At 66.8% G+C, this 24,892-nt stretch carries 19 protein-coding genes and 2 pseudogenes; 6 read left to right on the forward strand and 15 right to left on the reverse strand.

Going from position 1 to position 24,892, the window contains the following annotated elements:
• Positions 1-43: 43 nt before the first annotated feature.
• Entirely contained in the window at positions 44-1,090 is a 1,047-nt protein-coding gene (locus tag EPO51_RS19425) for a FecR family protein (protein WP_293353646.1), read from the reverse strand.
• Entirely contained in the window at positions 1,087-1,599 is a 513-nt protein-coding gene (locus EPO51_RS19430; RefSeq protein WP_293353648.1) for an RNA polymerase sigma factor, read from the reverse strand. Before EPO51_RS19430 ends, EPO51_RS19425 begins: the two co-directional genes overlap by 4 nt.
• 269 nt (positions 1,600-1,868) lie before the next feature.
• Here EPO51_RS19430 and EPO51_RS19435 point away from each other — a divergent pair.
• Positions 1,869-2,072, forward strand: a pseudogene (locus EPO51_RS19435) (transposase); the annotation flags it as partial.
• 322 nt (positions 2,073-2,394) lie between these two features.
• Here EPO51_RS19435 and EPO51_RS19440 read toward each other — a convergent pair.
• Positions 2,395-2,841, reverse strand: coding sequence for an Rrf2 family transcriptional regulator (locus tag EPO51_RS19440; protein ID WP_293353650.1), 447 nt, complete (start codon positions 2,839-2,841; stop codon positions 2,395-2,397).
• An 85-nt stretch (positions 2,842-2,926) separates the two neighbouring features.
• On the opposite strand from EPO51_RS19440, the gene EPO51_RS19445 reads away from it, so the two are divergent.
• The gene (locus EPO51_RS19445; protein WP_293353652.1) at positions 2,927-3,745 is read left to right on the forward strand and encodes a class I SAM-dependent methyltransferase; all 819 of its coding nucleotides are present in this window, start codon (positions 2,927-2,929) and stop codon (positions 3,743-3,745) included.
• Positions 3,717-4,364 carry a hypothetical protein gene (locus tag EPO51_RS28155; RefSeq protein ID WP_293353654.1) on the forward strand — a complete coding sequence of 216 codons (648 nt, stop codon included), beginning with the start codon at positions 3,717-3,719 and terminating at the stop codon, positions 4,362-4,364. Before EPO51_RS19445 ends, EPO51_RS28155 begins: the two co-directional genes overlap by 29 nt.
• A gap of 117 nt (positions 4,365-4,481) precedes the next feature.
• On the opposite strand, the gene EPO51_RS19455 is transcribed toward EPO51_RS28155, so the two are convergent.
• From EPO51_RS19455 to EPO51_RS19485, 7 genes and pseudogenes are all read right to left on the reverse strand, one after another.
• Entirely contained in the window at positions 4,482-5,708 is a 1,227-nt protein-coding gene (locus tag EPO51_RS19455; protein ID WP_293353656.1) for an acyl-CoA dehydrogenase family protein, read from the reverse strand.
• Positions 5,709-5,714: 6 nt separating this feature from the next.
• Positions 5,715-6,008, reverse strand: a complete 294-nt coding sequence (locus EPO51_RS19460; RefSeq protein ID WP_293353658.1) for a putative quinol monooxygenase — start codon at positions 6,006-6,008, stop codon at positions 5,715-5,717.
• Between the two features lie 143 nt (positions 6,009-6,151).
• Positions 6,152-6,439 carry a hypothetical protein gene (locus EPO51_RS19465; RefSeq protein ID WP_293353660.1) on the reverse strand — a complete coding sequence of 96 codons (288 nt, stop codon included), beginning with the start codon at positions 6,437-6,439 and terminating at the stop codon, positions 6,152-6,154.
• A gap of 104 nt (positions 6,440-6,543) precedes the next feature.
• Positions 6,544-7,237, reverse strand: a pseudogene (locus EPO51_RS19470) (TerB family tellurite resistance protein).
• A gap of 260 nt (positions 7,238-7,497) precedes the next feature.
• A complete protein-coding gene (locus tag EPO51_RS19475; protein ID WP_293353662.1) occupies positions 7,498-9,063 on the reverse strand; it encodes a hypothetical protein in 1,566 nt (521 codons plus the stop codon).
• Positions 9,060-10,409: an MFS transporter gene (locus tag EPO51_RS19480; protein WP_293353664.1), complete on the reverse strand. Its 1,350-nt coding sequence runs from the start codon at positions 10,407-10,409 to the stop codon at positions 9,060-9,062. The genes EPO51_RS19475 and EPO51_RS19480 overlap by 4 nt, the downstream gene beginning before the upstream one ends.
• Positions 10,406-13,222: a TonB-dependent receptor domain-containing protein gene (locus EPO51_RS19485; RefSeq protein ID WP_293353666.1), complete on the reverse strand. Its 2,817-nt coding sequence runs from the start codon at positions 13,220-13,222 to the stop codon at positions 10,406-10,408. The genes EPO51_RS19480 and EPO51_RS19485 overlap by 4 nt, the downstream gene beginning before the upstream one ends.
• 465 nt (positions 13,223-13,687) lie before the next feature.
• On the opposite strand from EPO51_RS19485, the gene EPO51_RS19490 reads away from it, so the two are divergent.
• On the forward strand, positions 13,688-14,311 hold the full coding sequence (locus EPO51_RS19490) for a TetR/AcrR family transcriptional regulator (protein ID WP_293353668.1): 624 nt from the start codon (positions 13,688-13,690) through the stop codon (positions 14,309-14,311).
• Here the strand turns inward: EPO51_RS19490 and EPO51_RS19495 are convergent.
• From EPO51_RS19495 to EPO51_RS19505, 3 genes are all read right to left on the reverse strand, one after another.
• The gene (locus tag EPO51_RS19495) at positions 14,308-15,201 is read right to left on the reverse strand and encodes an SDR family NAD(P)-dependent oxidoreductase (RefSeq protein ID WP_293353670.1); all 894 of its coding nucleotides are present in this window, start codon (positions 15,199-15,201) and stop codon (positions 14,308-14,310) included. The genes EPO51_RS19490 and EPO51_RS19495 overlap by 4 nt on opposite strands.
• A 199-nt stretch (positions 15,202-15,400) precedes the next feature.
• Positions 15,401-16,072 (reverse strand): TetR/AcrR family transcriptional regulator, encoded by a 672-nt coding sequence (locus tag EPO51_RS19500; protein ID WP_465246615.1) that lies wholly within the window; start codon positions 16,070-16,072, stop codon positions 15,401-15,403.
• Positions 16,073-16,119: 47 nt separating this feature from the next.
• On the reverse strand, positions 16,120-16,302 hold the full coding sequence (locus EPO51_RS19505) for a hypothetical protein (RefSeq protein ID WP_293353674.1): 183 nt from the start codon (positions 16,300-16,302) through the stop codon (positions 16,120-16,122).
• A gap of 406 nt (positions 16,303-16,708) precedes the next feature.
• Between EPO51_RS19505 and EPO51_RS19510 the strand changes: the two genes are divergently transcribed.
• Positions 16,709-19,777 carry a TonB-dependent receptor domain-containing protein gene (locus EPO51_RS19510; protein WP_293353676.1) on the forward strand — a complete coding sequence of 1,023 codons (3,069 nt, stop codon included), beginning with the start codon at positions 16,709-16,711 and terminating at the stop codon, positions 19,775-19,777.
• 17 nt (positions 19,778-19,794) lie between these two features.
• Positions 19,795-20,493 (forward strand): LytR/AlgR family response regulator transcription factor, encoded by a 699-nt coding sequence (locus EPO51_RS19515; protein ID WP_293353816.1) that lies wholly within the window; start codon positions 19,795-19,797, stop codon positions 20,491-20,493.
• A 171-nt stretch (positions 20,494-20,664) separates the two neighbouring features.
• Here the strand turns inward: EPO51_RS19515 and EPO51_RS19520 are convergent, their stop codons facing one another.
• Both EPO51_RS19520 and EPO51_RS19525 read right to left on the reverse strand, forming a co-directional pair.
• Complete coding sequence (locus EPO51_RS19520; RefSeq protein WP_293353678.1) at positions 20,665-21,660, reverse strand: ABC transporter substrate-binding protein; 996 nt, start codon at positions 21,658-21,660, stop codon at positions 20,665-20,667.
• A 73-nt stretch (positions 21,661-21,733) separates the two neighbouring features.
• The gene (locus tag EPO51_RS19525; protein WP_293353680.1) at positions 21,734-24,628 is read right to left on the reverse strand and encodes a TonB-dependent receptor domain-containing protein; all 2,895 of its coding nucleotides are present in this window, start codon (positions 24,626-24,628) and stop codon (positions 21,734-21,736) included.
• Between the last annotated feature and the right edge of the window lie 264 nt (positions 24,629-24,892).

Genomic DNA, 24,892 nt, shown 5'->3' on the forward strand with positions numbered 1-24,892 from the left:
AGACGCGCCACCACCCCGATCATTCGGCGCATGTGACAGATTCTTAGCGCCCCCGGCTGACCAGCAGGATCTCATCGCCCTCCTCCACGGCGCGGACGGGTAGAAGCGCGGTTACGCCGGCGATGAAGGCCGCCGGATCACCCGCACTGAACACGCCGTCGACCCGGATCGCACCGACCCGCGCGTCACCGATCCGCAGTCGCCTGGGGGCGTAGCGGTTCACCCGTTCCACGGCGGACGCGAGCGGCTCATCGACGAAGACAAGCTGGCCGCCCTCCCATGCCAAGGATCTTGGCGCATCCGTCGGGGTGACCTCCGCAGCGGCGACCGCCAGCGGCGCGACCAGTTCGTGGCCCGGGGTCAGGGCCGTGTCGGCGTCGACGCCCCCCCCCACCTTGCCGGTCAACCGCAAGGGCGCGCCCAGCCCCGCCGGGCCCTGCCGCTCGCGGACGAGGACGTGGCCCTCGTACAGGACGACGCGCACGCCTGCCTGCAGCAGCTCCACGCTGAATTGCGTGCCGGTGGCGCGGACGACCTTATCCGCTGCGGCGACGGTGAAGGGCCGCGCCGGATCCTTCGCCACATCGAACTTCGCGCGGCCACGGGCCAGGCGCAGCTCGCGCCGGTCCGCGCGGTACTTCACCCGAACCTCGGTGGCGCCGTCCAGCGAGACCTTCGAGCCGTCCTTCAGCATCACCACCCGCCGTTCGCCGACGCCGGTCTCGAGGGTCCGGGGGCGCTCGCTCCAGAATGCCCCTCCTGCCACGAAGCTCGCCACCGCGATGCCTGCCGCAAGGCGCAGGCCAAGGTCGCGCCGGCTCCAGCGCGCGCGCCGACCGCGTTCAATCGCCGCCAGCGCGCCGCGCCGCAGGCTGATGACCCCGGGATCCAGCGCCACATCACTGATGGCGCCCCAGATGCCCGCGGTGTCCTCGAACGCGGTGCGGTTGGCAGGATCCTCCGACAGCCAGGCCTCGAAGTGGGCCTGGTCCCGCCCGTCGAGCTCACCCTCGGAGAGCCGGATGCACCAGGCGGCGGCGGCCTCCAGGCGTGCCTCGTCGTCGACCTGCGGCGTCAGCGGACCGGTCATTCGGAGGTTCCTCGCACGCGGCCGACCAGGTGCGCCATCGCCTTCATGAGATGGCGGTCCACCGCGCTGATCGACAGCCCAAGGCCCTCGGCGATGGCCCGCTTCTCCACGTGCTCCAGCCGGTAGAGCACGAAGATCTTGCGGGTCGTCTCGGGAAGGTCCTTCAGTGCGGCGCGCAAGGCGGCCATGGCCTGTAGGCCGCTGACAATCCGTGACGGGTCCAGCGGCTCGATCCCAAGCTGCTCGTCCGCGGCGAGCTCCGCCCGGTAGTCGAAGCGCACCTTCTCCTTGCGCGCCCGGTCCCGCAGCAGGTTCGCCGCGATCTGGAACACGAAGGCGTCCGGCGCCGCCACCTCCGTCGGCTGCGCGCGCGCCAGGCGCAGGAACACGTCCTGGGTCATGTCCTCGGCTTCGGCGTGATTGCGCAGCCGGCGGAGGAAGAAGGCCATGAGGGCCGGACGGTAGGTCCGGTTCAGGTGGTCCAGATCTTCTCCCAGAGGCGCGTTCATCCAGCCCTTCGCAAGCCAGCCGAAGTGTAAGACGGATGACAAGGGCGATCATTCGCCGATCCCGGCAGAAAGCAGCCGAAAACATCGCCGTGAGATCTCTTGGGGCATCCGGCTTCTGTTGATGGCCGTGTGGTCGCAATGCCGCTCAGGCGCATGGATCGTCGGCGGCCCGCGTCGTCTCTGCGCCGATTGTGTTGAAAAGGGCCGCTGTTGCAGGGGCGCCGGTGGGCTGATTCACTCTGGTCGTTGAGAGCCGGGAGGTCCGTCCGATGATGGGAGAGCGCCGGGTCGATCAGGCCGCGCTGCTCTACGAGTTCTCGCTCGACCGGCATATTCCGGCGCATCACATGCTCCGGTCGATGGACCGCTTCGTGGACCTGGAAGGTCTGCGGGCGAAGCTGGCGACGTACTACAGCCCGATCGGCCGGCTCTCGATCGATCCGGAGTTGCTGCTCCGGATGCTGCTGGTGGGCTCGGCAGGACTCGAATTTCCGAGGGAAGTCGCCGGAATTTTGGGAGTAATACCAGCAACGATACCAGCGGCAGTTCCGAGCGTTGTCGGCGCCGTTTTAGCTGTTGCAAGCCCCTGTGCGGCAGGTCGCTTCACTGCGCTTCAGCTCGCAAACCCGCCTCAATGGGTTTGCCATGATGTTGTACCCCGCGCCCCAGAACTCACAACTCATTGCACTTCTTACCCAGCCGGGAGTGAGCTTGATGATATCTTGCCCGTGGGCTGTCGGACCCGTTCATCCACGAACCGGATTGCGCGCCCCAATTCGCGGAGCGAGATGGGGCTCAGCGAGGAGTCTTCTCGAGGGCCGCGGCGCAGCGTTCGTCAAAGGCCTTGGCAAGCTGGGCTAGGTTGACGGCGCTCAGCCGCGCGATCAGCAGCGCCTCGGCCGCGTGCAGGGCATCCTGCAGGGCTTCGTTGACAACCTTCTCCACCGCACAATCGGGGTTGGGATGTTCATTGCCGATCGCGAAGATGCGGGGGCCGCCCACCGCGCGGTGAACGTCGAGCAAGGATACCTGCTCCAGATCCGCGGCGATCGCCCAGCCGCCGCCGTGCCCCTTCTCCGATTGCACAAGTCCCGCCTCCCGTAAGCCCGCCATCGTCCGGCGGACCACGACCGGGTTGGCGCCCAGCATCCGCGCGATCGCTTCGGAGGTCGTGGGGCCGTCGCGCTGCGCCAGGTGCAGGAGCACATGGAGCATCCGTGAGAGGCGACTATCGTTCCGCATCGTTCGATCCTTCTCACGCCGACCCGGATTGGCAAGCGCGCGCCATCACGCTACTTTATAAGTTACGTGACTATGGAGCGTGGAGATGCGTGAGTTCGAGAATCCGGACCACTGGGATGCGGCCGCCCAGCACTATGAGAAGACCGCCCATCCGTTCACGGCGCGCTTCGCGGAGGCGGCCCTCACGCGCGTGGCGCTGACGCCCCAGAGCCGCGTTCTCGACGTCGCGGCAGGGACGGGCGCGCTCGCGCGCGCCGCGGCGCGGACAGGCGCGCAGGTGCTTGCCGCCGACTTCTCTCCCGGCATGGTCGCGCGCATCGCGGCGGCAGGGCTGGCGAATGTCGAGGCCCAGGTGATGGACGGGCAGGCGCTCGCCCTCCCCAACGCCAGCTTCGATGCGGTGTTCTCGATCTTTGGCGTGATCATGTTCCCGGACTGGCGCAAAGGCCTCGCCGAGATGGCGCGGGTGACGCGTCCCGGTGGGTGCGGCGTGGTCGCGACCTGGCAGGACCGGGGCGCGGCGACGTTCCTCCTGCTTGGCCAGATTCGCCGGAAGCTGTTTCCGGAGCGGGGCGGCATGTCGATGCCGGAGGGCGTGAGGGCGCTGAGCGATCCCGGGGATTTTGCGCGCGAACTGGTCGCCGCCGGCTATCGCGATCCGCGGATCGAGCCCGTGACCCATGACTACGAACTCGACGTCGCGGCGCTCGCCCACCCCGACACGCTGTTTGGCATGTCGCCCGATTGGACCAGCCTGAGCCACGCAGACAAGGCGGCCGTGGTCGCCGAGGCGCGGCGGATGGCCGGGGATCGTCCGGTCCTTCCTATCGCGTCGACCGCACTGATCGGCGTGGCGAAGCGATGGGCGTCGCCCGATGACGTCGGCGCCCCGGGTCGTCAATGAACAGGTCGATCGTCACGGCGTAGGACAACATCTGCCGGATGACCGCTTGCGCGCGGACGGCCTGGGACGTGACACCCTGATCGAGCATCCGCATCAGGGCGCCCTTAATCAGGCGGCGGTTGATGTTCTCAAGCGGCAAGCGGGCGAGCGCCTTCTCGATATGGGCGCGGTAGACCGCTTTCTCGTTCGTCAGGCTCGGGCGCGCTTGGGCCGATACCGCCCCTTCTCCCTATCGGCGAAGTACGCTGCGGCCAGGTCGCCGAACGTCTTGAGATGCTCGGTCGTCGCCTCGATCTTGGCGACGCGCCATCGCCGGATCGCCGCCTTCGTCGACCTTTACCTGCGCCTTGCGCGCCGCGGCCCGGGCTTCGGACAGGCCGAACTCGCGAGAGTGGACGCCAAGCATGACCCGCCCGCGCCGGCCGGTCTTGGTCCAGTACCGGTGACTCCAGGTCTTGCGACCATCGCCGGAGACGCGCAGCTCAGGGCTGCGGACGTCGTGGTCCGGGTAGGCAACCTGACGGCCTTCGGTCGGGTTGACCGAGTCGCAGAGCGCGCTCGTGAGCTTTCGGATTGGCATGGGACAAACTCAGAACAGCCCCACAACACTTGGAGCTAGGTCCCAAATAGGTCCCAAAATCCTGCAACTCAACGGCGAACGTTGCTTGCTCCTGAAAACTTGATCTTCAATGTTTTCAATAACTTGGAACGAGGCAAACAGGGTTGAAAAAGGCTGCTACAACCCTAAGACCATCTTCGCCATGATGTTGTGCTGGATCTCGTTGGAGCCGGCGTAGATCGAGGTCTTGCGGTAGTTGAAGTAGGTCGGAGCTACCGTCGCCGAATAGTCCTGCCCCGCGCGGAAGTAGTTGGCGCCGTCACCCTTCAGGTGGCTCCAGGTGTCCTGCACGAAGGGCTGGGCGTAGACCCCGGCGGCCTCGAGGGCCAGCTCGGTGATCGCCTGCTGCATCTGGCTGCCCTCCAGCTTCAGCATGGACGAGACGGCGCCCATGGCGTCGCCGTTGGCGCGGCCGGCGAAGATCCGCAGTTCGGTGGCGTTCAGCGCCTCGACCTTGATCTCGACCTCGCTGAGCTTCTTGCGGAAGTCAGGGTCGCTCATCATGGCGCCGCCGCCGTCCGACCGCTCGACATTGGCGATCTTGCGCACCTTCTTGAGCTGGGCCTGGAGGCCCGGCGCGTAGGCGTTGCCGCGCTCGAACTGCAGCAGGTACTTGGCGTAGGTCCAGCCCTCGCCTTCCTTGCCGATCCGGTTCGACACCGGTACGCGCACATTGTCGAAGAAGGTCTCGTTGATCTCCTGCTCGCCCTCGGGCGGACCATCGAGGGTGATGATCGGGCGGATCGAGATCCCCGGCGTCTTCATGTCGATCAGCAGGAAGCTGATGCCCTTCTGGCGGATGTCCTCGTTCGAGGTCCGCACCAGGCAGAACATCCAGTCGGCCCACTGGGCCAGGGTCGTCCACGTCTTCGAGCCGTTCAGGACGTAATAGTCCCCGTCCCGCTCCGCCTTCAGCGCCAGCGAGGCCAGGTCGGAGCCGGAGCCCGGCTCGGAATATCCCTGGCACCACCAGACGTCGGTGGAGAGGATCTTGGGCAGGTGCTGGGCCTTCTGCTCGTCGGTCCCGAAGGCCATGACCACCGGGGCGCACATCTTCAGGCCCATGTTCGAGGTCGACGGCGCGCCGGCCAGCGCCATCTCCATGTCGTAGACGTACTTCTTGCCCAGGCTCCAGCCCGTGCCGCCGTACTCCACCGGCCAGTCGGGCGCGATCCAGCCCTTCTCGCCCAGGCGCTTCAGCCAGCGGACCTGGGCTTCCTTGTCGAGGTGGTGGTTCTTCGACTGCGAGAGCTTGGCCCGCATGTCGTCGTCGAACGCTTCGGCGATGAAGGCGCGAACCTCCTGGCCAAAGGCCAGGTCCTCAGGGGAGAAATCCAGGTCCATGGCGGCTCAGCCCACGCCGTCGAGGTATTCGATCTCGGGCGCGCCCGCGAGGACCGCGGCGAGCTTTCGGCCGGCGGCCTTGAAGTAGTCGGTGCCGCCGTGATGGGTGATCGCGTCCTGGTCCTTGTAGAGCTCCAGCACCTTGTAGACACCCGGTTCGGTGCGGCTCTTGGTGAGCTGGTAGGCGATGTTGCCCGGCTCGTTGGCGCGGACCTGGCTGGCGAGTTCCGTGAAGACGGCCTCGAACTCCGCCGTCTTGCCCTCTTGAATAGGCAGCTTCGCGATCACGCCAATGGTCATGCCGTTCCTCCCAACAGATGTTTGAATGAACGGTAGAGGGGCGGCGAGGCGCGGGCAAGCGCCACGTGACGCGACATCCCCAGCCCTTTGCCATTCCGGCCTCGGCGCAGCCGATGACCGGGACCCACAAAGGGCCGCGCTGTCTAGCGCCGCTCGTTCCAGCCATAGGCCACCCAGTGGTGGCCGCCCAGGTGGCGGGCCTCGATGACGTCGGAGCGGCGGCGCGCACGCACCTTGCGGCTGGCGCGCATGGCAAGCGCCGTGAAGGCCAGGAGCGCGGAGCCCATCACGGCGATCACCGCCACCGTGGCGGCCGCGAAGACCGCGAGGATGGCGCCGACGACAACCGCGGCGGCCGTAGCCAGCGTGGCGGCGACGGCGGAAAGGCTGCGAAGGGCGGAGCCCTCGTTCGCGGCGAAGTCCTTGACCATTTCAGCTCCTCAGCGGGCGCCAGCAGCGTTCCGTGAAAGGTTCATGTCAGCATACTGGTTCCGAACGTCAACCGCAGATGCGTCGAGAATGCGACGACAGGCCGTCATGCCGCACCTTCGAGCGCCAACGATTTCCGCTCGCGCAAGACCTGATGGTAGGCCGCATTGATCGCGGCCGCCTTGGCCTCGGCCACTTCCACGAACTCGGCCGGGAGCCCGCGCGCGCGCGCGGTCGGGGTGGGATTCGGAGAGCTGGGCGCGCCAGGCGGCCCGCACGGCTTCGTCCGAGGCGTCGGGCGCCACGCCCAGGATCACGTAGGGGTCGTCGTTGGCCGCGCCCAGATGCGTGGCCTTCAGGCGTCGGAAGGTGAGCGGCGACAGGCCGAACAGCTCGCAGACCCGCTCCAGGTAGGCGAGCTCGTCGCTGGTCACCACGCCGTCGGAGGCGGCGATGTGGAACAGGCCGTCCAGGACGTCCTCCAGCAGTTGCGGGCAGGCGCCGTAGCGCTTCCTCAGCCGCCGGGCGTAGCCTTCAAAGCCACGGGTGGTCTGGCGGGCGAGCTGGTAGAGGCGGCGGATAGCGCCCTCGCTGCCGGCCTCCGACTGGAACACCATGGAGAAGGTGGCGTATTCGGCCGCCTGGGCGTCGCCGTCCGCCTTGGCCAGCTTAGCGCCCAGCGCCGTGACGGCGGTGGAAAATGCGGGGTCCTCGCCCGGCAGGCCGGGCGGGCAGACATCGCATTCCGCCTCATCGACCTTGCGCACGGCGCGGCCGGCTATTTTGCGCCAGAAGCTCAACGGCTGCTTCCCGGCGCTTGTCGCTCAGTTTTTCCCATTAATTCAACGGGATATTGCACTTTCACGTTCCCACGCGTTCGATCTGCGGTCCAATATCGCGGGCCAGCTTGTAGGACGGCTTGTAGGATGAATCATGACGAAAGGCACCTTTGCGGACAAGGAAGTCTGCTGTTTCGGGCCTTATGCGCCCTCAAGGCGCTGCGGCGACGCCTCGGCTATACTGCTTCTTCGCCATTGCGCGACAGATCGGCGGGCGATCTCTAGGCAGGCCGGTCCACTTTTGGCGCCTGCAACGGCCCCAGGTCCGAGGCCATCAGGAAGCCCGTGAGCTGGCAGAAGGTCGCGACCTGGCGCCGGTAGGATCGGGCGTCGAAGCGGTCGATCCGGGCGGAGTGGGCCCAGTAGGCGCCGAGATCGCCCTGAACGCCATAGCCGGGAATGCCGAGGTATCGCGCGCCACTGCCCATGCCATACCAGGGCCCCTGCGACTTGCCGCTGACGCCGGGGCGGCCGGGGGAGCGGATGATCGCCGACGGCACGTGATTGTCCTTCACGGCCTTGAAGGCGTAGTCGATCACCCGTTGGTTGGTGGTGGCGTAGAGCCACGTCGGCAGGGACCGGCCGCTCGGCTTAATTTCCTCGCCGTCGAACACGTATTCGATCTGGCCCAGGTGCTCCATGGCGACCATGGCGACGATCTTGTCGCGGGCGCGAGGGTTCTTCTCGAAATAGTCCTGGCTGGCCCAGGCGCGTTCCAGGCCGGGCATGAAGTGGCGGCAGTCCAGCTCGATCATCAGCGACCGGGGGCGCCGTTCCATCGGAATGTGGCTCATGTACCTGACGACCCCCAGCAGCCCGAGCGCGCCATCGTCCTGGCTGATCGAAGGGCCGTCGGTGTGGGTGCGCAGCTGGAGCTGCTGATCGCGCTCGGTTCCGTAGTCGGCGCCCGGCAGGTAGGCGATCAGTTGATAGGCCTCGCTTTCCACCCGCTCGCCCTCGACCCGAATGGTGGCCTTCCGGCCCTCGCGGGCATCCGCGATGACCGTGTCGCCGACCGAGCGGTCGAGGTACACCGACGGGAAGCCATAGTCGGCGGGAACGCCGAAGGTGTAGAGGCCGGCTGTCGCCGCCTTGTTCAGGTTCATCGCGAAGACGATCCCCGCCGGCTTCGCGTCCCGCATGGCCGCGACGAAGGTGGAGCTGGCGGTCATGTCGTCCCACACCACGCTCGAGATCGAGTTCGTCCCGTTCTGGGCCTGCGGCGCCGTCTCGCCCTCGACCGGCCAGCTCTCGAACGGGGTCATGTATTCGTAGTCGCTGTTGCTGAACGCCTCCCGCACGTCGGGCCGCGGCACGGGCCGATAGACGACGATCTTGCCCGCAACATCCGGCCTGACGTCGGGATCCCAGAGGACCAGATCGGCCGTCACCCCTTCCGGACCGGTCGTGCCGCAGTTGGCCCCGAAGTTCGCGACCGGGATGCGGCGGCCATTCGAGACGAGGCCCCACTTGGAGTCGTCCGGCCAGATGCTGGTGACCAGCCGCTTGAAGGTCCACGCCGAGCGATGGACGTCCACGCAGCCGTACGCCTTCAGCTTGGCCTCGAGGAATCCCATGAACGAGCGCCAGGACTCGTTGCCGGTGAGCGCCGGGCCCTTGCTGTCCTTGAGCCGGTGCCACGCGATCGCCTCCGCCTCGGAGACGACAAAATCGGGATTGGTCCTGAGGAGCGCGGAGTCCGTCGCGCCGTAGGCCCGCGCGCCGACCAGGCTCGCGGCCGCTCCGGCCCCCAGGCCACACAGCAAATCCCGCCGCGGAATCGTCATTTCGATCCTCTTCCCTCTAGTGGAGTGTTCGATCTTCCGATCGTCGCCGACGCTCGTGCGCGCGCGCTCAACATCGCCGTGCAGGCCAGCGAAATCGCGCACATCACGAAGAGGTACGCGGCGATGGCGCCGCTCGACTGGAAGCGCGCGAACAGGGCCGTCGCCACGATCGGCGCGAAGCCCCCGCCCAGGACCGAGCCAATCTGGTAGCCGAGCGTGGCGCCCGAATAGCGCACCTCGACCGGGAACAGTTCGGCGAACAACGCCGCCTGGGGCCCGTACATGAGGCTGATGAGGACCAGCTCCACGGACACCGACAGGGCGATCGCCCTGGGTTCTCCGGTCTCGATGAGCGGAAAGAACGCGAACGCCCAAAGTCCCGTGAGGGCGGCGCCCCACATGAACGGCGGACGCCGTCCCCAGTGATCCGACAGCCAACCGCACAGGATGAGGGCCGGCGCCATGACGCAGCTGCCGATCATCACGCTGGTGAGCATCAAGCTCCTGGGGAGTTCCAGGGTCGCGGTCCCGTAGGCCACGACATAGGTGATCGCGATATAGAAGCAGGTGTTGTTCGCGACGAACGCGCCGCCGGCCAGGAGGATCTCCTTCGGGTGGCTGGCCAGCACGGAGAGGATCGGGGACCTCGCCTTGGGCGCGTCCGGGCCGACAGCCCGGGCCGCGTCGAATTCCACGGACTCCTCTAGGTTCAACTGGACGTAGATCCCGATCCCGACCAACGCCAGGCTGACCAGGAACGGAACGCGCCATCCCCAGGCCAGGAAGGCGTCGGGCGCCACGACGGCGCCCACCGCGAGGAAGACCACGTTCGCCAGAAGCACACCCAGGGGGACGCCGACCTGGACGAAGCTTCCGTAGAAGCCGCGCCGGGATGGCGGCGCGCTTTCGATCGCCAGCAACGCGGCGCCGCCCCATTGGCCGCCCACCGCGAGACCCTGGATGAACCGCAGGGCCACGAGCAGCACCGGGGCCAGGGGGCCCGCATTGGCATAGGACGGCAACAGCCCGATGGCGGCCGTCGCCAGGCCCATCATCATGAGCGCGGTGACCAGGGCCTTCTTGCGCCCGAAGAGGTCTCCCAGATGTCCAAAGACCGCCCCGCCGACGGGTCGGGCGATGAACCCGACGGCGAAGGTGCTGAAGGCCGCCATCTGCGCCGCCAGCGGTGGAATGTCGGCAGGGAAGAAGAGCTTGGGGAACACCAGCGCCGCGGCGGTGCCGTAGATGAAGAAGTCGTACCACTCGATCGTCGCGCCGGCCGACGCCGTCAGGGCGATCCTGAAGATTCCGGGCTTCCCAGCGGAGGGCTGCCGGCGAGGTGTCAAAACCTGGCCCTCAGCCCCACCCGGTAGCTGCGGCCGATGGCGTCGTAGAGGTCGAGCCGCGTGTGCGGCGCCACGACGACATAGGGCACCGTACTGGGAACGGCCGAGACCCGGGGCGGCTCGGTGTTGAGGACATTGTCCACCGCGAAGCTGAGCTCGGAGTCGATGTCGCCGACCGTGAACTTGTACGACGCCCGCAGGTCCAGGTAGCCCATCCGCGGGACGGTGTTGTCGTCCACGTCGACGTGGTCGACCCACGTGCTGTCGAGCTTGGCGGCGCCGATGACCCGGACCTTCGCCGTTCCGGAGAACGGTCCCTGGTCGTAGGTCGCGGTGAGTTGGCCCTTGAACTTGGGCTCCCCGACGTAGAAGTCTCCGATGGCGCCCGCCAGCTTGCGGACCGTGCCGTCGGGATCCGTGCGGTCCAGCTTGGCCAGGTAGCTGCCCAGCGCCCTTACCGTGAGCGAACCCGGGCCGAGGTCGCGGCGGTAGCTGACCTCGGCGTCCCAGCCGGCGGTGGCGAGCAGCGCGACGTTCGTTGGCAGCAGGTTGATCTGGGTGATGATCCCCGCGGGGTCGCGGATGATATTGTCGCACAGCGCCGGCACGGCGCCGAAGCAGAGCAGCACGGTCTGCGGCGCCGTGACCGACGCGATCGCGTCGCGCAGTTTGATGTCGTAATAGTCCACCGACAACCCCAGGCCGGGCGCCCATTCGGGCCGGTAGACGAGGCCGGCCGTCCAGGTGCGAGCGACCTCGGGCGTGAGGTCGGGGTTGCCCTGGGTGTTGGCGAGCACCGAAACTTGCCTGTTGGTCTGGGGATCGAACACGAACTGGGTGCCGGTCGACCCGCGGGTGAACAGCTCGGAAAGGCTCGGCGCCCGGATGTCGCGCGAACGGGTGACGCGCAGGCGCAGCTCGGGGTTGACCTCCCAGGAGCCCCCGAGCTTCCACGTCACCACCGAACCGCTGGTGCTGTAGTCCGTGACCCGGGCCGCCGCGTTCAGCTCCAGCCGGCTGATCATCGGAAGGTCCGCGAGCAGGGGCACGACCGTTTCCGCGAACGCCTCCTTCACGTTCCGCTTGCCGTCGAACGGCTGGAAGTTGCCCGTGAAGTACTGGCGCGCGGCAGAGCCGGCATCCTGCGTCGAGGTGGCGGAGTCGCGGGTGTACTCGCCCCCCACTGCGATCGACACCGGGCCTGCCGGGAGGCGGAACACCTCGCCGCTCAGGCTGCCCGACACCACATCCTGCTTCAGGTCGGTGAGCTGGTAGGGCACGGTCCCGAACACCCAGGCCAGCGCCTCGGGCGAAGAAGCGCCCGTCCCCAGCACGTTCAGGGGCACGCAGCCGTTGCCGCGGTCGGTCAGGGTGGAGCGGCAGACGATCTGGCCGGACGCCGGATCGCGCACCGCGTCGACGGCCTGATTGAAGCGCGGGATCAGGGGGTTGTTGTAGGTCTGGGTGTGAACCCGGAAGTCGCCGTGCTGGTAGTAGGCGCCCCACTTCCAGCTGCCGCCGAACTGTCCGTCGACGCCGACGACGCCACGCCACAGCGTCCGCTCGTTGCGGCTGCCGGGCGGCGGCGAGTCGGTGAACATCTTGCCGATGTTGAACGAGGTCTGCCCCGCTGCGATCAGCTGGTTGCGCACGCCGGCGTCGAGGTAGGGGTTGTCCACCCGGATCGTGAGGTTGCCGCCGCGGTTGTAGTAGAGGGAATCGGTCTGGACGGCCGACTTCCCGTAGGACCCCTCCGCATAGACCGTGAGGTTGTCGGTCAGGTCGTAGCGGGCGTGGGTGAAGAGCGTGCCGTAATCCAGCCCATTGGTCAGGTTGCGGTTGCGCGAGGTGCCGAGCGCCGCGTCCCCGCCCCACTGCAGGACGCCGGCGTTGTTGCCGAAATTGAACGGGGCCGGCGTTCCGTTCGGCCCGACGAACTGGGTCCCGCGCAGCGGCCCCGAGGTGATCACGCCACCTTCCGAGAGCTCGAACGGGCCCGCCCCGGACACCGTGATACGGGCCGGCCGTCCGTTGCCCGCGCGGAACGCCGGGTTCGGCACGACGGCCCAGTTCTTCCACCAGTCCCGGCTGCCGATACGGACGATGTCGGGTTGCCGGGAGAACTCCCCCGCCGCCAGGATGTGGCCGCGCCCACCGGCGAACGACCGTCCGTAGGTCACGCCGAACTTGGCGTTCCAGTTGTCGCCTTCTTCCGAGATCCCGGTCGAGGCGTCCACCTGCACGCCCTCGAACTCATGGTTCAGAACGAAGTTCACGACACCCGCGACCGCGTCGGCGCCCCAGGCCGCGGAAGCGCCGCCGGTGACGACTTCCACGCGCTGGATGAGGCCCGTGGGCAGGGTGTTGATGTCCACCCCGCCGCCGGGCGACGAGCTGACCACGCGGCGGTTGTCCAAGAGGACGAGGGTCCGCGTCACACCCAGGTTGCGAAGGTTGAGAAGCGACGCGCCGCCCCCCGACACGCCTGGACCGGGGTTGCTGCTGGAGACGGGGGTTCCGAAGGCGGGCAAGGTGTTGAGATAGTTCGCGACCGTCGTCGGCAGCTCCCGCTGCATCTCGGCGCCGCCGATGACCGTGACCGGCGTCGGCTGCTGGAATCCGTTCGACTGAATGCGCGAGCCGGTGACGACCACTTCGTCCAGACTGGGCGGCGTTGCCGGCTCGACCCCTTGCGCCCCCGCCGGCTGCGCGACGGCGCAGGCCGCGGACGCCAGTAGAATCAGTCTCAGGCTCGCCCTCGCCCGCCTCGCCACGCCCGTGGCCGCGTTCACCTGCCTTGTCATCCGCCGCATGCTCCCCTCCCTCTCTCCCGCAGCGATCTTCGTGCCGCGAAACAAGCTTCTGGCAGTGGGGGCGACGTACGCGTTGACCGGCCTGCCGCCGCCCGGAGCTTAGGGCGACGTCCATGGCGCAAGCCGACTCGGCTTCCGTCTCAAACGGAGGCCCTCCGGCGACGGCGCCGTTCAGCGGCGCTCGATCTCGGTTCCTGCCCTACTGCTCTTATCTGCGGTCACGATGCGGGGCGTTTTGGAGCTTGTCAATTTATTCCCGTTATAGGGAAGATACTGCGAACGCCGCGCGGCGCTCGGCGACCGACGACCCCGGGGAGCATCGCGAGGGACTTGCCTCGCGTGTTCGGTAGAGGCGAGACAGGACAGCAGGAAGCGAGGGGCAGCGTGAACCAGTCGGCGACAGCGGGGCGGCCGCGGCCCAGACGGACGGCCGGGAAGGTGCAGGCCGCGCGCCGGGCTGCGTCGATGACCCTGATCATGGACCGCGCGGAGGCGCTGTTCGCCGAGAAGGGCTACGGCGTCCCGCTGAGCGAACTCGCCCAGCAGGCGGGCGTCGATACGGCGCTGCTGCGCTACTATTTCGGAGACAAGGAAGAGCTCTTCCGCGCCGTCTTCCGACGCCGCGGGCCGATCATCAACGAGCTGCGCCTCAAGGCTATGGCGGCGTACCGGGACGCCTGCGGCGGCGAGATGACGCTGGAGGGCATTATCGACGCCTTCGTCCGGCCGTCGCTGGAGAAGGCCGCCGAGGACGACGGCTGGCGCAACTACATGGCGATGGTCGCCTACGTGAACAGTTCCCGCGGCGACCTGGACCGGCTCATGTCCGAGACCTTCGACCACGTTTCCCGCGAGCTGATCGCCGACATGCGCACAATCCTGCCGGACGCCTCGGACGACGAGCTCTACTGGGGCTATCACTTTCTGACCGGCGCCTTCACCTTCTCGCTCGGCCAGACCGGGCGAATCGACAAGCTTTCGGAAGGCGCGGTCTCGTCGAAGGACATGATCGCCATCGCCGACCGCTTGCCGGTGCTGATCGCCGCCGGAATCCGTGGCCTCTGCGAACGCAATCCGCGCCGAAGTTAGCGTTTCACCACCTCCACGTCCGCCCCGAGGCCGGCCGCGGCCAGTTCGCGTTCGGCTTGCAGAAAGCCGTACTGTGGCACGATCTCGTCGGTGCGGTCGCCGACCTGCGCCAAGTGGGCGATCACCTTCTGGCCGGCGTCGTCGCCGGTCCCGAGGTAGCGCCCGCGCGTGAGGGTCACGTTCGCCTGCGCGAAATGGCCGGCCCCGGCGCAGAGGACGGTGCGCGTCGGCGCGTCCTCGCCCACCAGCGCGAGCAGCGCCGGGCTCACCTGTTCAGGCCCGAGGAGCGCCAGGCTCTGAGCAGACAGCACCCCGTGCGTCATCTGCGTCGCTGCAGTGGGCGCGAGGCAGTTGACGCGGACCCCGTATTTCTCGCCCTCGATCGCCAGGGTCTGCATCAGACCGACCAGCGCCATCTTGGCGGCGCCGTAGTTTGCCTGCCCAAAGTTGCCGTAGAGACCTGACGACGAGGTGGTCATCACCACCCGGCCGTAGCGCTGCTCGCGCATGACGTCCCAGACGGCCTTGGTGCAGATCGCCGCGCCCATCAGATGGACGTCGATCACCAGGCGGAAGTCGTCGAGCGTCATCTTGGCGAACGTCTTGTCGCGCAGGATGCCGGCGTTGTTCACCAGGATGTCGACGCGGCCCCACCGGTCGAGGGCGCCCGCAACCATCGTCGCCACCGCCGCCTCGTCCGTGACGGACGCGGCCATCCCCACCGCCTCCCCGCCGGCCGCCACGATCTCCGCCGCGACCGCCGAGGCGGAGTCCTCCGCCACGTCGTTGACGACCACTCGGGCGCCGTTTCGGGCGAGGTACAGGGCGTGGGCCCGCCCGAGCCCCCCGCCCGCGCCGGTGACGATCGCAATCCTGCCCTGGAGGGACATCTCAATCTCCTAACCCTGAGAGAGCCGGAAGCTGTCCGACCTCAAGGTGGAGGTCAACACTCACTATCGTGTGCGTGAATATTTTCGGACGCCTGGTTTGGCGTTCGATTAGGGCCGCGCTCCGCTCGCGCAACGGCTTTGCGCGCCGGGTTCGGCGCACGCGGTTACAGGCGCGTCGGCCTGCCTTGCGGCCGAGGCTTCACGCCTTCAGGGAGAGGAAACCCGCCGCCATGAAGCGGGCGATCCGTTGCTTTACCGCGGAGAAGTCGTCCGAGTGGCAAAGCCCGCCCGACAGGCGGTCGATCCGACCCGTGCGGGCCAGGGTGTTCATCAGCGACCCGGTCACGAAATGATAGCCCCAGAAGATGTCCTCATCCGAATGGTCGGGCAGCGCACGCTTCAGGATGCCGACCAGCTTCAGGACGACGGGATCGAAGTGGACGTCCATGAGCGCCGCACCTTCGACGGTGTTGCTGACCCGCGCGCAGAAGGCGGCATAGTTCATCCAGGCCTCGCCCCCCTCGACATAGAGGTCCAGGTCGGTGTCGAGGAACGCATGCAGGGCGCCCTCGACCGTGGGCCTGTCGCCCGCTTCGGCCTCATATTTCTCGAGCGCCTCCATGCGGCGGCCGCTGGTCACGCCAGCGCGTCGGGCGAACACCATCTCGAACAGGCGCTGCTTGTCCTCGAAATAATAATGCAGAAGCGTCGTGTGGACGCCCACTCGCTTGGCGACATCGCGAAGCGTGACTCCATGGAGTCCATTCCTCGAGAACAGATACTCGGCGGCGTCGAGAATCTGTTCGATGGATTCGGCGCGCATCTCCGCCTTGCTTCGGGAGACGCGCTTTGCCGTCGAACCGTCTGACATCAAGCCGTACCTAACACCTCAAGGAGAAATTGGCCGACTGGGGTCCGTCAACGCACGACATCCTCCGCCGGTATCTTACCGTCCACGTAGTCCGCACGCAGGCGGACCTTGTCAATCTTGCCGGTGGCGGCCAGCGGCATGGCCGCCACGCGCGCAATCCGATCGGCAGCCACCCGTCGGGCGCCTCGTCGCGCAGTCTGCTCAGCCGAGGCCAAGACAGAAATCTCCACGGCCTCCTCCATCCGACGGGCCCGCGCTGGGACGAGCCACGCGAGGCTGGCGGAGACGATATTCCGTTGTCAATGCTGATTATTACGTGAGTGAACATATCGATAGCCAAGCCGTCGTGCGCTCTGGAGCTCACATTCCGTAGTTATTCACTCTTGTGTTAGTCAGCATTGACAGAACAGCGAATGTCGGTGAGCGTCCCCTCACACGCCGAAGAGCGACGACGGGGGAGGAAACGATGAGGGTCCAAGGACCGCGCCTGTGCGCGTTCGCACCGCCATCCCCCCGAGCCGCCGCCGACGCCGCCGCCTCCAGCGCCCGAGCCGGGACGACGGATGCGCTCGGCCCGCACATTCGCCACGCCGACATCCGCCATCAGAGCGGCGCGGCCCTTTTGGGAGGGATCCTGTGAAGCAGCTGTTTTTCCGGGGCGCGTCCGCGCTCGCTGTCGTCGTCTGCGCCGGCTTGTCGGCCGGCACGGCTGCCGCCCAGGCTGCCGGCGCCAACGCCCCGCCCGAAGTCGAAGAGGTCGTGGTCACCGGCTCGTACATCGCCGGAACCCCCCAGAACAGCGCCCTGCCTGTCTCGGTGATCAGTGCGGAGGAGCTCTCGAAGCAGGGTTCTCCGACGGTCATACAGATCATCAAGTCGCTTCCCGCCGCGGCGGGCTCGATCGGCGAGGCGAACCGCCTGATGGGCGCCACCGCAGGCATCGCCACCGTCAACCTCCGCGGGTTCGGGGCGGCCAGGACTCTCGTGCTGTTCAACGGGCGGCGCCTGGCCGCGTCCGTCTCGGCCGCCGCCGGCGGGGCCGTGGACGTCAATTTGCTGCCGACCGCCGCGGTCGGGCGCATCGAGGTTCTGAAAGACGGCGCGGCCGCGACCTATGGCTCCGACGCGGTGGGCGGCGTGGTGAACTTCATCACACGCACCGACCTCGACGGCGTCGAGCTCAACGCGGACTACAGCTACATCAAGGGCGCCGACGGCGACTACAACCTCACCGCCGCGTGGGGCCGCAAGTTCGATCGGGGGAACGCCCTCCTCACCGCCGGCTACCGCCGCCGCAGCGAGCTGCGCACCACCGACCGTGACTGGGCGATCCTCTCGAACGCCGCCAACCCGTTCGGCGGTTGGTCGGGTTCGTCGAACCCTGGCGGATACACGACCGGCAACGGCGGCTCGATCCTGCCCAACGGTTCGCTGGCCCAGCCCTACGCCGGGCCGATCAACTTCCAGGACGACGGTTGCGCCGAGCTCGGGGGCGAGATCATCGGCGGCACCTGCCGCTTCCAGTTCACGCGCTTCGACAACCTGGGCAACGACGAGTACCACTATCAGGTCTACGGCGAGCTGAACTTCGACATCACCGATAGCACCCGTTTCCACGGCGAGGTGATGTGGGCGCGGCATGACGTGCCGGAAGAGCGCGTGTCGCCCTATCAGTCGACGGTCCAGTTCCCGACCCCGATCGCGGCGTCGGGCGGGTCCCCCGGCGGCGGCCAGTCGCCCTATCCGGCCACGGGTCTGAACCAGCAGTCGCGCTTCTTCATCCCGTTCGCCAACCCGGGGCTGACCGCGCTCTTCAGCGCGCACTGCACGGGCGCACCCACCACGCCCTACTCGGCGACCCAGTGCGCCAATATCCAGAACTTCGGGGTGATCACCTCGCAGACACAGTGGCGTCCGGGCGGCTACGGCGGCCAGCCGCTGTTCGAGGACGGGGCGGACCACAACCACCGCAAGGCCGACGCCTTCCGCATCTCGGGCGGCGTCACCGGCAAGCTGCCCGTGGGCGGCTGGAAATACGACGTCGCGGTCACCTACATGGAATCCGAGGGGGTCAACGCGGTCCCCGACGAGGTCGTCAACCGCGTGCAACGGGGTTTGCGGGGCCTCGGCGGGCCCAACTGCACGACCAACACGCCGGGTCAGAACGGCTGCCTGTGGTTCAACCCGTTCTCGAACGCCGTGGCCCAGGACGCCGTTTATGGCCGGCCCAACCCCTTCTACAACGCGGCCGCCGTCCCCTCGAATACCAACACGCGCGAACTCTACGAGTGGATGCACCAGTACCTGAGCGCGACGACGACGAGCCGCATCCTGGTGGGTGACGCCGTCGCGAGCGGCGAGCTGCCTGTCACGCTGCCGGGCGGGCCCATAGCGGTCGCCGTCGGCGCCCAGTGGCGCTACGACGAATACAAGAACCGCGCCGACGATGCGCTGTCCAACATCGAGGCCACGCGATGCGTGGACGACGTTGACGACCGCCTGCCGCAATGCACCGGCGGTGTCGGGCCGTTCAACCTGTCCCCTGGCGTCCAGGGCTACTCGGTCGACCGGATCGTCAAGGCCGTGTTCGCGGAGGTCAGGATCCCGGTCCTCGAGACCCTGACGGTCAGCGGCGCCGTCCGCTACGAGACCTACGGCGGCGCCGTTGGCTCGACGACCAACCCGAAAGCCGACGTCAAGTGGCAAGCGCTGCCGTGGTTCGCGTTCCGGGGTTCCGTGGGAACGACGTTCCGCGCCCCGCCACAGACGTCGGTGCAGCCGGGATTCACTCGCAGCCTGCAGCAGTTCGTCGATCCGACTACGGGCGCGGCGCTCTATCGGGCGGTGGACACGTTCGCCAACCCGAACCTCGATCCCGAGACGGCGACCAACTATTCCGTGGGCGGCATTCTGGAGCTCGGCGACTTCACGGCGACCGTTGACTGGTGGAACTTCCACTTCAAGAAAGAGCTCACCGTGGAGACCGCTGCGGCGGTCTATTCCACGATGTTCCCCAACGCCACGCCGGCCAATTGGCAATGCGCCAACGCCACCCTGGCCTCGCGCTTCAGCTTCGCAAGCGGCGCCGGCACCGCCATCAACCCCATCACCGGCACCAATTGTCACCCGTCCAATTTCCAGGGCGAGCGGACGAACCTGATCAACGGCCCCAGCGTGAAGACCTCGGGCGTCGACTTCGCCGCGACCTATCGCCTACGCGACCTGTTCGTATCGGACGGCGACCTCACGCTGGGCCTCGATGGCGCCTATGTGTCGAAGTACGACCGCGGCCCGCTGCTGACGCTGGACGGTATCACCATCGCGCCCGGCGTTGACCGCGCCGGGAAGGCCGAGCTGCTGAGCGCCTTCTATTCCCAGCCGCACTGGAAGGCGAACTTCTACGTCAACTACAATCTCGGACGGCACAACTTCCGCGCGACACTCCACTACGTGGACTCGATGAAGGACCTGAACCACGACATCGACACGGCCACGCCGGGCGTGCAGCCGGCGACGATCAAGGCCTGGACGCCTATCGACCTGGTCTACCGCGTCGAGCTGCCCTGGGAGACCACCCTGACGGCCACGGTCCAGAACCTCTTCGATAAGGACCCGCCGTTCGCCTACAGCCCGTTCAACTATGACTACGAGCACGGAAGTCCTCTGGGCCGGGTCCTCCAGGTCGCCGTCAGAAAGCGCTTCTGAGGCCGACCTCCTCCTCGATCGCTCGCCAGCGTCTTCGCCGTCTGCTGGAACAGCGCAGCGACTGCCTTCTCGTGGGCGAGTTTGCGGACGGCGAGGCGATGCAGGCAGGCCTGTCAGATCTCTCGCCCGACGTGGTATTGCTGGACATCGACATGCCCGGTCCGGACGGCTTCTCGTCCTTCGCCCGGCTCGCGAGGCCGCGGCCCCTGGTCTTCGTAACCGCCTTCGCGGAACACGCGGCTCGCGCCTACGACATCGATGCGGTCGATTATCTCCTGAAGCCTGTGTCGAGCACGAGGCTGGACGAGGCGCTGGCCAGGATTCTGAGGCGGATTCCGCCACCCAGCCGCGCCGTAGCCACGGGAATTCCGCCTCAGTCCGACGTGCGCTTCGTGGCGCAGGGCCGAATCTACCTCTTGGATGCGACGACGATTTCGAGCATCCAAGCCATCGGCAACTACATCGAGATCACCACCGAGACCCAGCAGATCAACCTGCGCTCGACGCTCGCCGCCACCTACGAACGCCTCGACGGCGCGGCGTTCGTCCGGGTGCACAGGTCATGGATCGTCGCCCGCAGAGCCCTGGCGCAGGTCACGTCGTTGCCCGGATCGCGCTACGAGTTCCTGCTGAAGGACAGGCGTCGGGCGCCGGGTGGGCGAGCGTTCGCAAAAGTCATCACGGCATCGGTGCGTCGGGGGCCTGCTGGCTCCTGATTTGATCCGGCTGCGGACGGCGGCCGGCTCGTCCTCTTCAGACTTCGTCTGAGAAGTTACGTCTCGGCCCATTCTGCGCTGGAAGACAGCAAGACGATCACGCTCGGCGATGCGCCTTCCGAGGTCTTCGGCGATCGCTCGGTGCAGCGGTGAAGCCGCTCCAGCGCTCCGTCATCTCAGCGCCCGACGCGCCTCATCGTAGACACTGGTGTCGATCAGGCGGGCGAGCTGCGCGCGTGTGCGGGGCGCGCGTCCGTCCTGCGCAGCCAGCCAAGCCTCCTCCTCGACGAACTTGTCCAGCAGGTTGGGGGTGACTTCGCAGGGAAATCTGTAATGCCACGATTGGGTCATCAGATCTGCGGAGTAACCATTCAGCGGCCGGATCAGGCTTTGAGCGTGACTCGGGTCTGCAGAGATCGCCCGACAGGCCTGGAGTAGGTTCTTGACGTAGGCCACGATCGCCGCCCGCTTTTGCGGATTGTCCAGCGCGGCTTGCGTGGTGTGTAGCGAATAGAGCTCGCGGTACGCCTGGGGCGGGGCGATCAGCACGGCCTCGTCCCCGAGCTTTCGCAGCGCTCGCTCCGAATGCGGCTCCCAGGTTGACATGGCGTCAATGGACCCCGCGATCAGGGCGTCCTCCGAAGCCTGCGGTGACAGAGTGACGATCGTGACGTCCTTCTCCGTCAGGTTGGCGCGCTGGAGCGCCTTGTGGAGGTAGAAGGCTGCGGATGTGCCGGGATAGGCGCCGATCCTCTTGCCCTTCAAATCCGCCTCGGTGGCGATCCCCCTGGAGCGCCGCGCGACGATCCGATAGAGGCCCTCGGTCGCCGTGAGCAGATAGCGGCCGTCCGGATGCGCGAGCGTTACGCGCAGCAGTTGGGTCTCTGCGTTGCCGGCGAGATCCGCGAGCTTGGTGCTCGGCGGCGCTGACTTTGCGCCGGGGGAGACCGCGACGGTCAGGCTGGCCAGCTCCAGATCCCAGAGGTTCGCGACGCCGCCAAGCGCGATTTCGACTTGCCCGCCTGACGCTTCCGAAGCGAGCACAAGAGGTGCGATTTCCATCACCTTGATGTTGCCGACCACTCGCAGCGGCTCGGCCAAGACCGCCGTCGGAAGGACGATCAGCGCAGCGACCGCGGAGATGAATTTCCCCGTTCTTCCTCTCATTGAGTCTCTCCTCCAGTTTGCCCGAACTGCTGATTGAGCGCTGGCCGGACGATCGGCGCGCCCAGCCGTCACCTCAGAATTGCGTGCGAACGCCGAATTTATAGCTGCGGCCCACCGGCGAGAAATAGAGCCCGTTACCGTTCAGGCGCAGTTCCGGCGGCGGGTCGGTGTCGAAGACGTTATTGACCCCACCAAACACCTCTAAGCGTTTGGACTCGGGACCGGAGAGGCTGACCCGTGCGCTCAGGTCGAGATAGGTCCGAGCGGAAACGTGGTTGTAGGTGACGCTATTCGGCAAATAGGGGCTGTAGCCGTCCTGCTCCGGCCCGATCCAATCTGGATTTTGCAGGGCCTTCGGGATGTGGGCCAGGTGCGCCGTCAGCGAGTACGTGGGCTGGCTATAGGTGATGACCGCATCGGCGCGCCAACGCGGCACGCCCAGGATGTTGGTGACCCCGCCGGAATTGCCCGTGAAGTTGGAAAGCTCCTTCTTCGTCCCGTTCGGAAGCAGGGTGGAAAGCGTCTCGACGTAGGAGCCATTCAAGGAAATGCTGACGTCGCCGCTCATCCATTGCGCGACCTCAGCGAGATCGAGGGCGTAGTTCGCCACGAACTCGTAGCCCCTGGTGTGGAGCTTGTTGATGTTCTGATAGGTCGCGAACAGCGCCAGGATGCGGTCAGGATTGCCGTTGGCGTCGGCGCCCAGCGTGCAGATCGCCGGGTTGGTTCCCGAGCGGCAGATGCTGATGGCGAGGTTCGCAGCGGGGATGTCGATCGCCCCGTCAACCGAGATGTCGTAGTAGTCGACCGACAGCTTGAAGTTCGGGAACCAGTCCGGCTGAAGCACCACCCCCGCGGTGAAGGTGTCCGCTGTTTCCAACTCGAGGTCTGGGTTGCCGCCGCTGAACGTGGGCATCAGGTACTGCACGCCGTACTTCGGATCGGCGAGCGACAGCGTTGTCGTGCTCTTGTTCGGGTTGAGTTCCAGCGGCGAGGGCGCCCGGATATCGCGCGAGCGGGTGATGCGAAGCATGTACTGGTCGTCTGGCCGGTACACCGCGCCGACTTTCCAGGTCGTAGCGTTGCCAGACAGGCTGTAGTGCGTGCGTCGCACGGCGCCGTCGACGTCGAGCGACTTGCCCAGGGGCGAGTCCTTGAGGACGGGCAGGCTGACCTCGAGATAGCCTTCCGTCACCTTCTGGGTGGTCGGCGGCAGGTACGTCCAGGCGACCTGTGAGAACAAGCCAGCCTTGCTGTTCGGGTCGTTGTCGCCCTCCGAGGCGCTACTGCGGTATTCGACGCCCGCCGCAGCCGAGATCGGGCCAGCCCAGCCTTCGAACAGGGAGCCCCTGATATTGGCGGCGACGTTGTGATCGGTGAATTTGCGGGTCGAGTAGGCGATCGTATTGATCCAGGCGGCCGCCTCGGGGCTGATCTTGCCAGGCCCCATGATGTTCGCGGGAATACAGCCGTTGGTCGGCGCCTTGATCGTCGTCCGGCATATGATCGTGCCGGCCGCTATCCCCGGTATGCCCGCAGGCGCCCGTACGGCGTCGATGGAGTCCTTGAAGCGCTGTTCGAGCCGCGAGTTGGCATTGCTCTGGCGGCCCGTCGTTCGCCCGAACTGGTAGTAGGCATCCCATTTCCAGTCGCCGCGGAGCTTGCCATCCAGGCCCGCGAAGGCATGCCAGGTCTCGTTCTTCGACGAATAGACGTTGGGGCCGAGTTCGTAGTTGATGCGGCTCACCGGAAGGAAGGTGGTGCGCGCGGCGTCCATCATCGCGGCCGTCGCAGGCGTGAGGTAGGCGTTGTCCCGCTGGATCCGCAGCGCGCCGTTCGGGTCGGATCGCGGGTTGGCCCCGGTCGGCCCGCCCCGGACCTCGGCGTAACCAAGCTCCGCCGAGACCGTGATGGCCTCGGTCAGGTCGTAGTTGACGTGGCTCAGGATAGACCCGTGCTTCGTGCCCACGACGAACGGTCCCACGGCGCCGTAGTAGCCTGTGATGCTGGGGTCGCCGCCGATCATCAGCGAGCTCGGCTTGGCCCGATTGTAAAGGCCGCCGAACTGGAAGGGGATGAGGTTGCCGCTGCTGTCGAACTGCATCCCCTGCAGCGGATGCACGATGGTGATCGAGCCGGCCGGGGTGAGCGACGTAACGACGTTGTCTGCAGCGACATTGGCCGGCAGGCCGTTACTCAGCGCCGGATTGGTGGAGAAGAACGGGTTGGGGATGAAGTCGTGAAGGCGGCGGCTCCAGTCACGGCTCAACTCGGGGACAGGCCCCTCCTTCGAATACTCGCCGCCGATGACCAGATGTCCGCGTCCGTCGGCGAACGACTTGCCCCCGGCCGCGGCGACATAGGTGTTCCGGGCGTCGCCATGCTCGCTGACACCGTAGCTCGCTTCGGCCTTGAACCCTTCCAGCCGGGTGTCGGTGATGAGGTTCACCACGCCAGACACAGCTCCCGCGCCATAGGCGGCAGAGGCGCCTCCGGTGACGACCTCTGATCGCTGGATCAGGATCGATGGGATCGAGTTGAGATCGAATGTGCCGTCGTCCGAACTCCCGACATGCCGACGGCCATCGATCAGGGTCAGCGTCCTGATCGCGCCGAGACCCCGCAGGTCCAGGCTGCGGCCCGCGATGTTCGCGCTCGAGCGAAAGGAATTGGTCGCCGGGCCGACGATCGGGCGGAAGGATGGAATCTGATTGAGCGCATCCCCTACGTTGGTGATGGCAAGGTTCTGAGAGCGCTCCTGGCCGATCACGCTGACCGGAGTCGGTGAGTTGAAGCTCGTCCGCCCGAGGCGCGAGCCCGTGACGACGACCTCCTCCACGACATCAGTCTTCGGACCCTGATCATCGGCGGGTTTCTCTTGCGCCATGGCGGGCGAGGCGCTGACGGCTGCGACCACCGCGAGCACCGCGCTGGAGTTGAAAAGACTCGATAGCCTCCCCGTACGCATACATTTCCCCCTTTTGATTCAAGTTATTTTTGAAAGTCAGACGCGTTGTTGCGCTGTGTACTCGTAAGTTGGCGCCCCGAAGATCGAGACTCTTGGCGTCGTGACGTGCGCGGCTAAATTGCAACCGCGCCGGTCACTAACCTTCTGGATTTGATTGTTGCTTTGAAAGCCACGCACCCAATGCTTGCCTTGTTGAGGGCGATCTTCGTGCACTGGGGATGGGGACGAAAGCACCGAGTTGCAGCTTTCCGCAGCGCGAAAGTC

Source organism: Phenylobacterium sp. (genome assembly GCF_004297125.1).
Classification (GTDB): domain Bacteria; phylum Pseudomonadota; class Alphaproteobacteria; order Caulobacterales; family Caulobacteraceae; genus Phenylobacterium.

Bases quoted from the DNA above. Each gene is read 5' to 3' on its own strand.
- EPO51_RS19425 (WP_293353646.1), bottom strand. From the start codon at position 1,090: ATGACCGGTCCGCTGACGCCGCAGGTCGACGACGAGGCACGCCTGGAG.
- EPO51_RS19430 (WP_293353648.1), bottom strand. From the start codon at position 1,599: ATGAACGCGCCTCTGGGAGAAGATCTGGACCACCTGAACCGGACCTAC.
- EPO51_RS19440 (WP_293353650.1), bottom strand. From the start codon at position 2,841: ATGCGGAACGATAGTCGCCTCTCACGGATGCTCCATGTGCTCCTGCAC.
- EPO51_RS19445 (WP_293353652.1), top strand. From the start codon at position 2,927: ATGCGTGAGTTCGAGAATCCGGACCACTGGGATGCGGCCGCCCAGCAC.
- EPO51_RS28155 (WP_293353654.1), top strand. From the start codon at position 3,717: ATGACGTCGGCGCCCCGGGTCGTCAATGAACAGGTCGATCGTCACGGC.
- EPO51_RS19455 (WP_293353656.1), bottom strand. From the start codon at position 5,708: ATGGACCTGGATTTCTCCCCTGAGGACCTGGCCTTTGGCCAGGAGGTT.
- EPO51_RS19460 (WP_293353658.1), bottom strand. From the start codon at position 6,008: ATGACCATTGGCGTGATCGCGAAGCTGCCTATTCAAGAGGGCAAGACG.
- EPO51_RS19465 (WP_293353660.1), bottom strand. From the start codon at position 6,439: ATGGTCAAGGACTTCGCCGCGAACGAGGGCTCCGCCCTTCGCAGCCTT.
- EPO51_RS19475 (WP_293353662.1), bottom strand. From the start codon at position 9,063: ATGACGATTCCGCGGCGGGATTTGCTGTGTGGCCTGGGGGCCGGAGCG.
- EPO51_RS19485 (WP_293353666.1), bottom strand. From the start codon at position 13,222: ATGCGGCGGATGACAAGGCAGGTGAACGCGGCCACGGGCGTGGCGAGG.
- EPO51_RS19490 (WP_293353668.1), top strand. From the start codon at position 13,688: ATGACCCTGATCATGGACCGCGCGGAGGCGCTGTTCGCCGAGAAGGGC.
- EPO51_RS19495 (WP_293353670.1), bottom strand. From the start codon at position 15,201: ATGTCCCTCCAGGGCAGGATTGCGATCGTCACCGGCGCGGGCGGGGGG.
- EPO51_RS19500 (WP_465246615.1), bottom strand. From the start codon at position 16,072: ATGTCAGACGGTTCGACGGCAAAGCGCGTCTCCCGAAGCAAGGCGGAG.
- EPO51_RS19520 (WP_293353678.1), bottom strand. From the start codon at position 21,660: ATGAGAGGAAGAACGGGGAAATTCATCTCCGCGGTCGCTGCGCTGATC.
- EPO51_RS19525 (WP_293353680.1), bottom strand. From the start codon at position 24,628: ATGCGTACGGGGAGGCTATCGAGTCTTTTCAACTCCAGCGCGGTGCTC.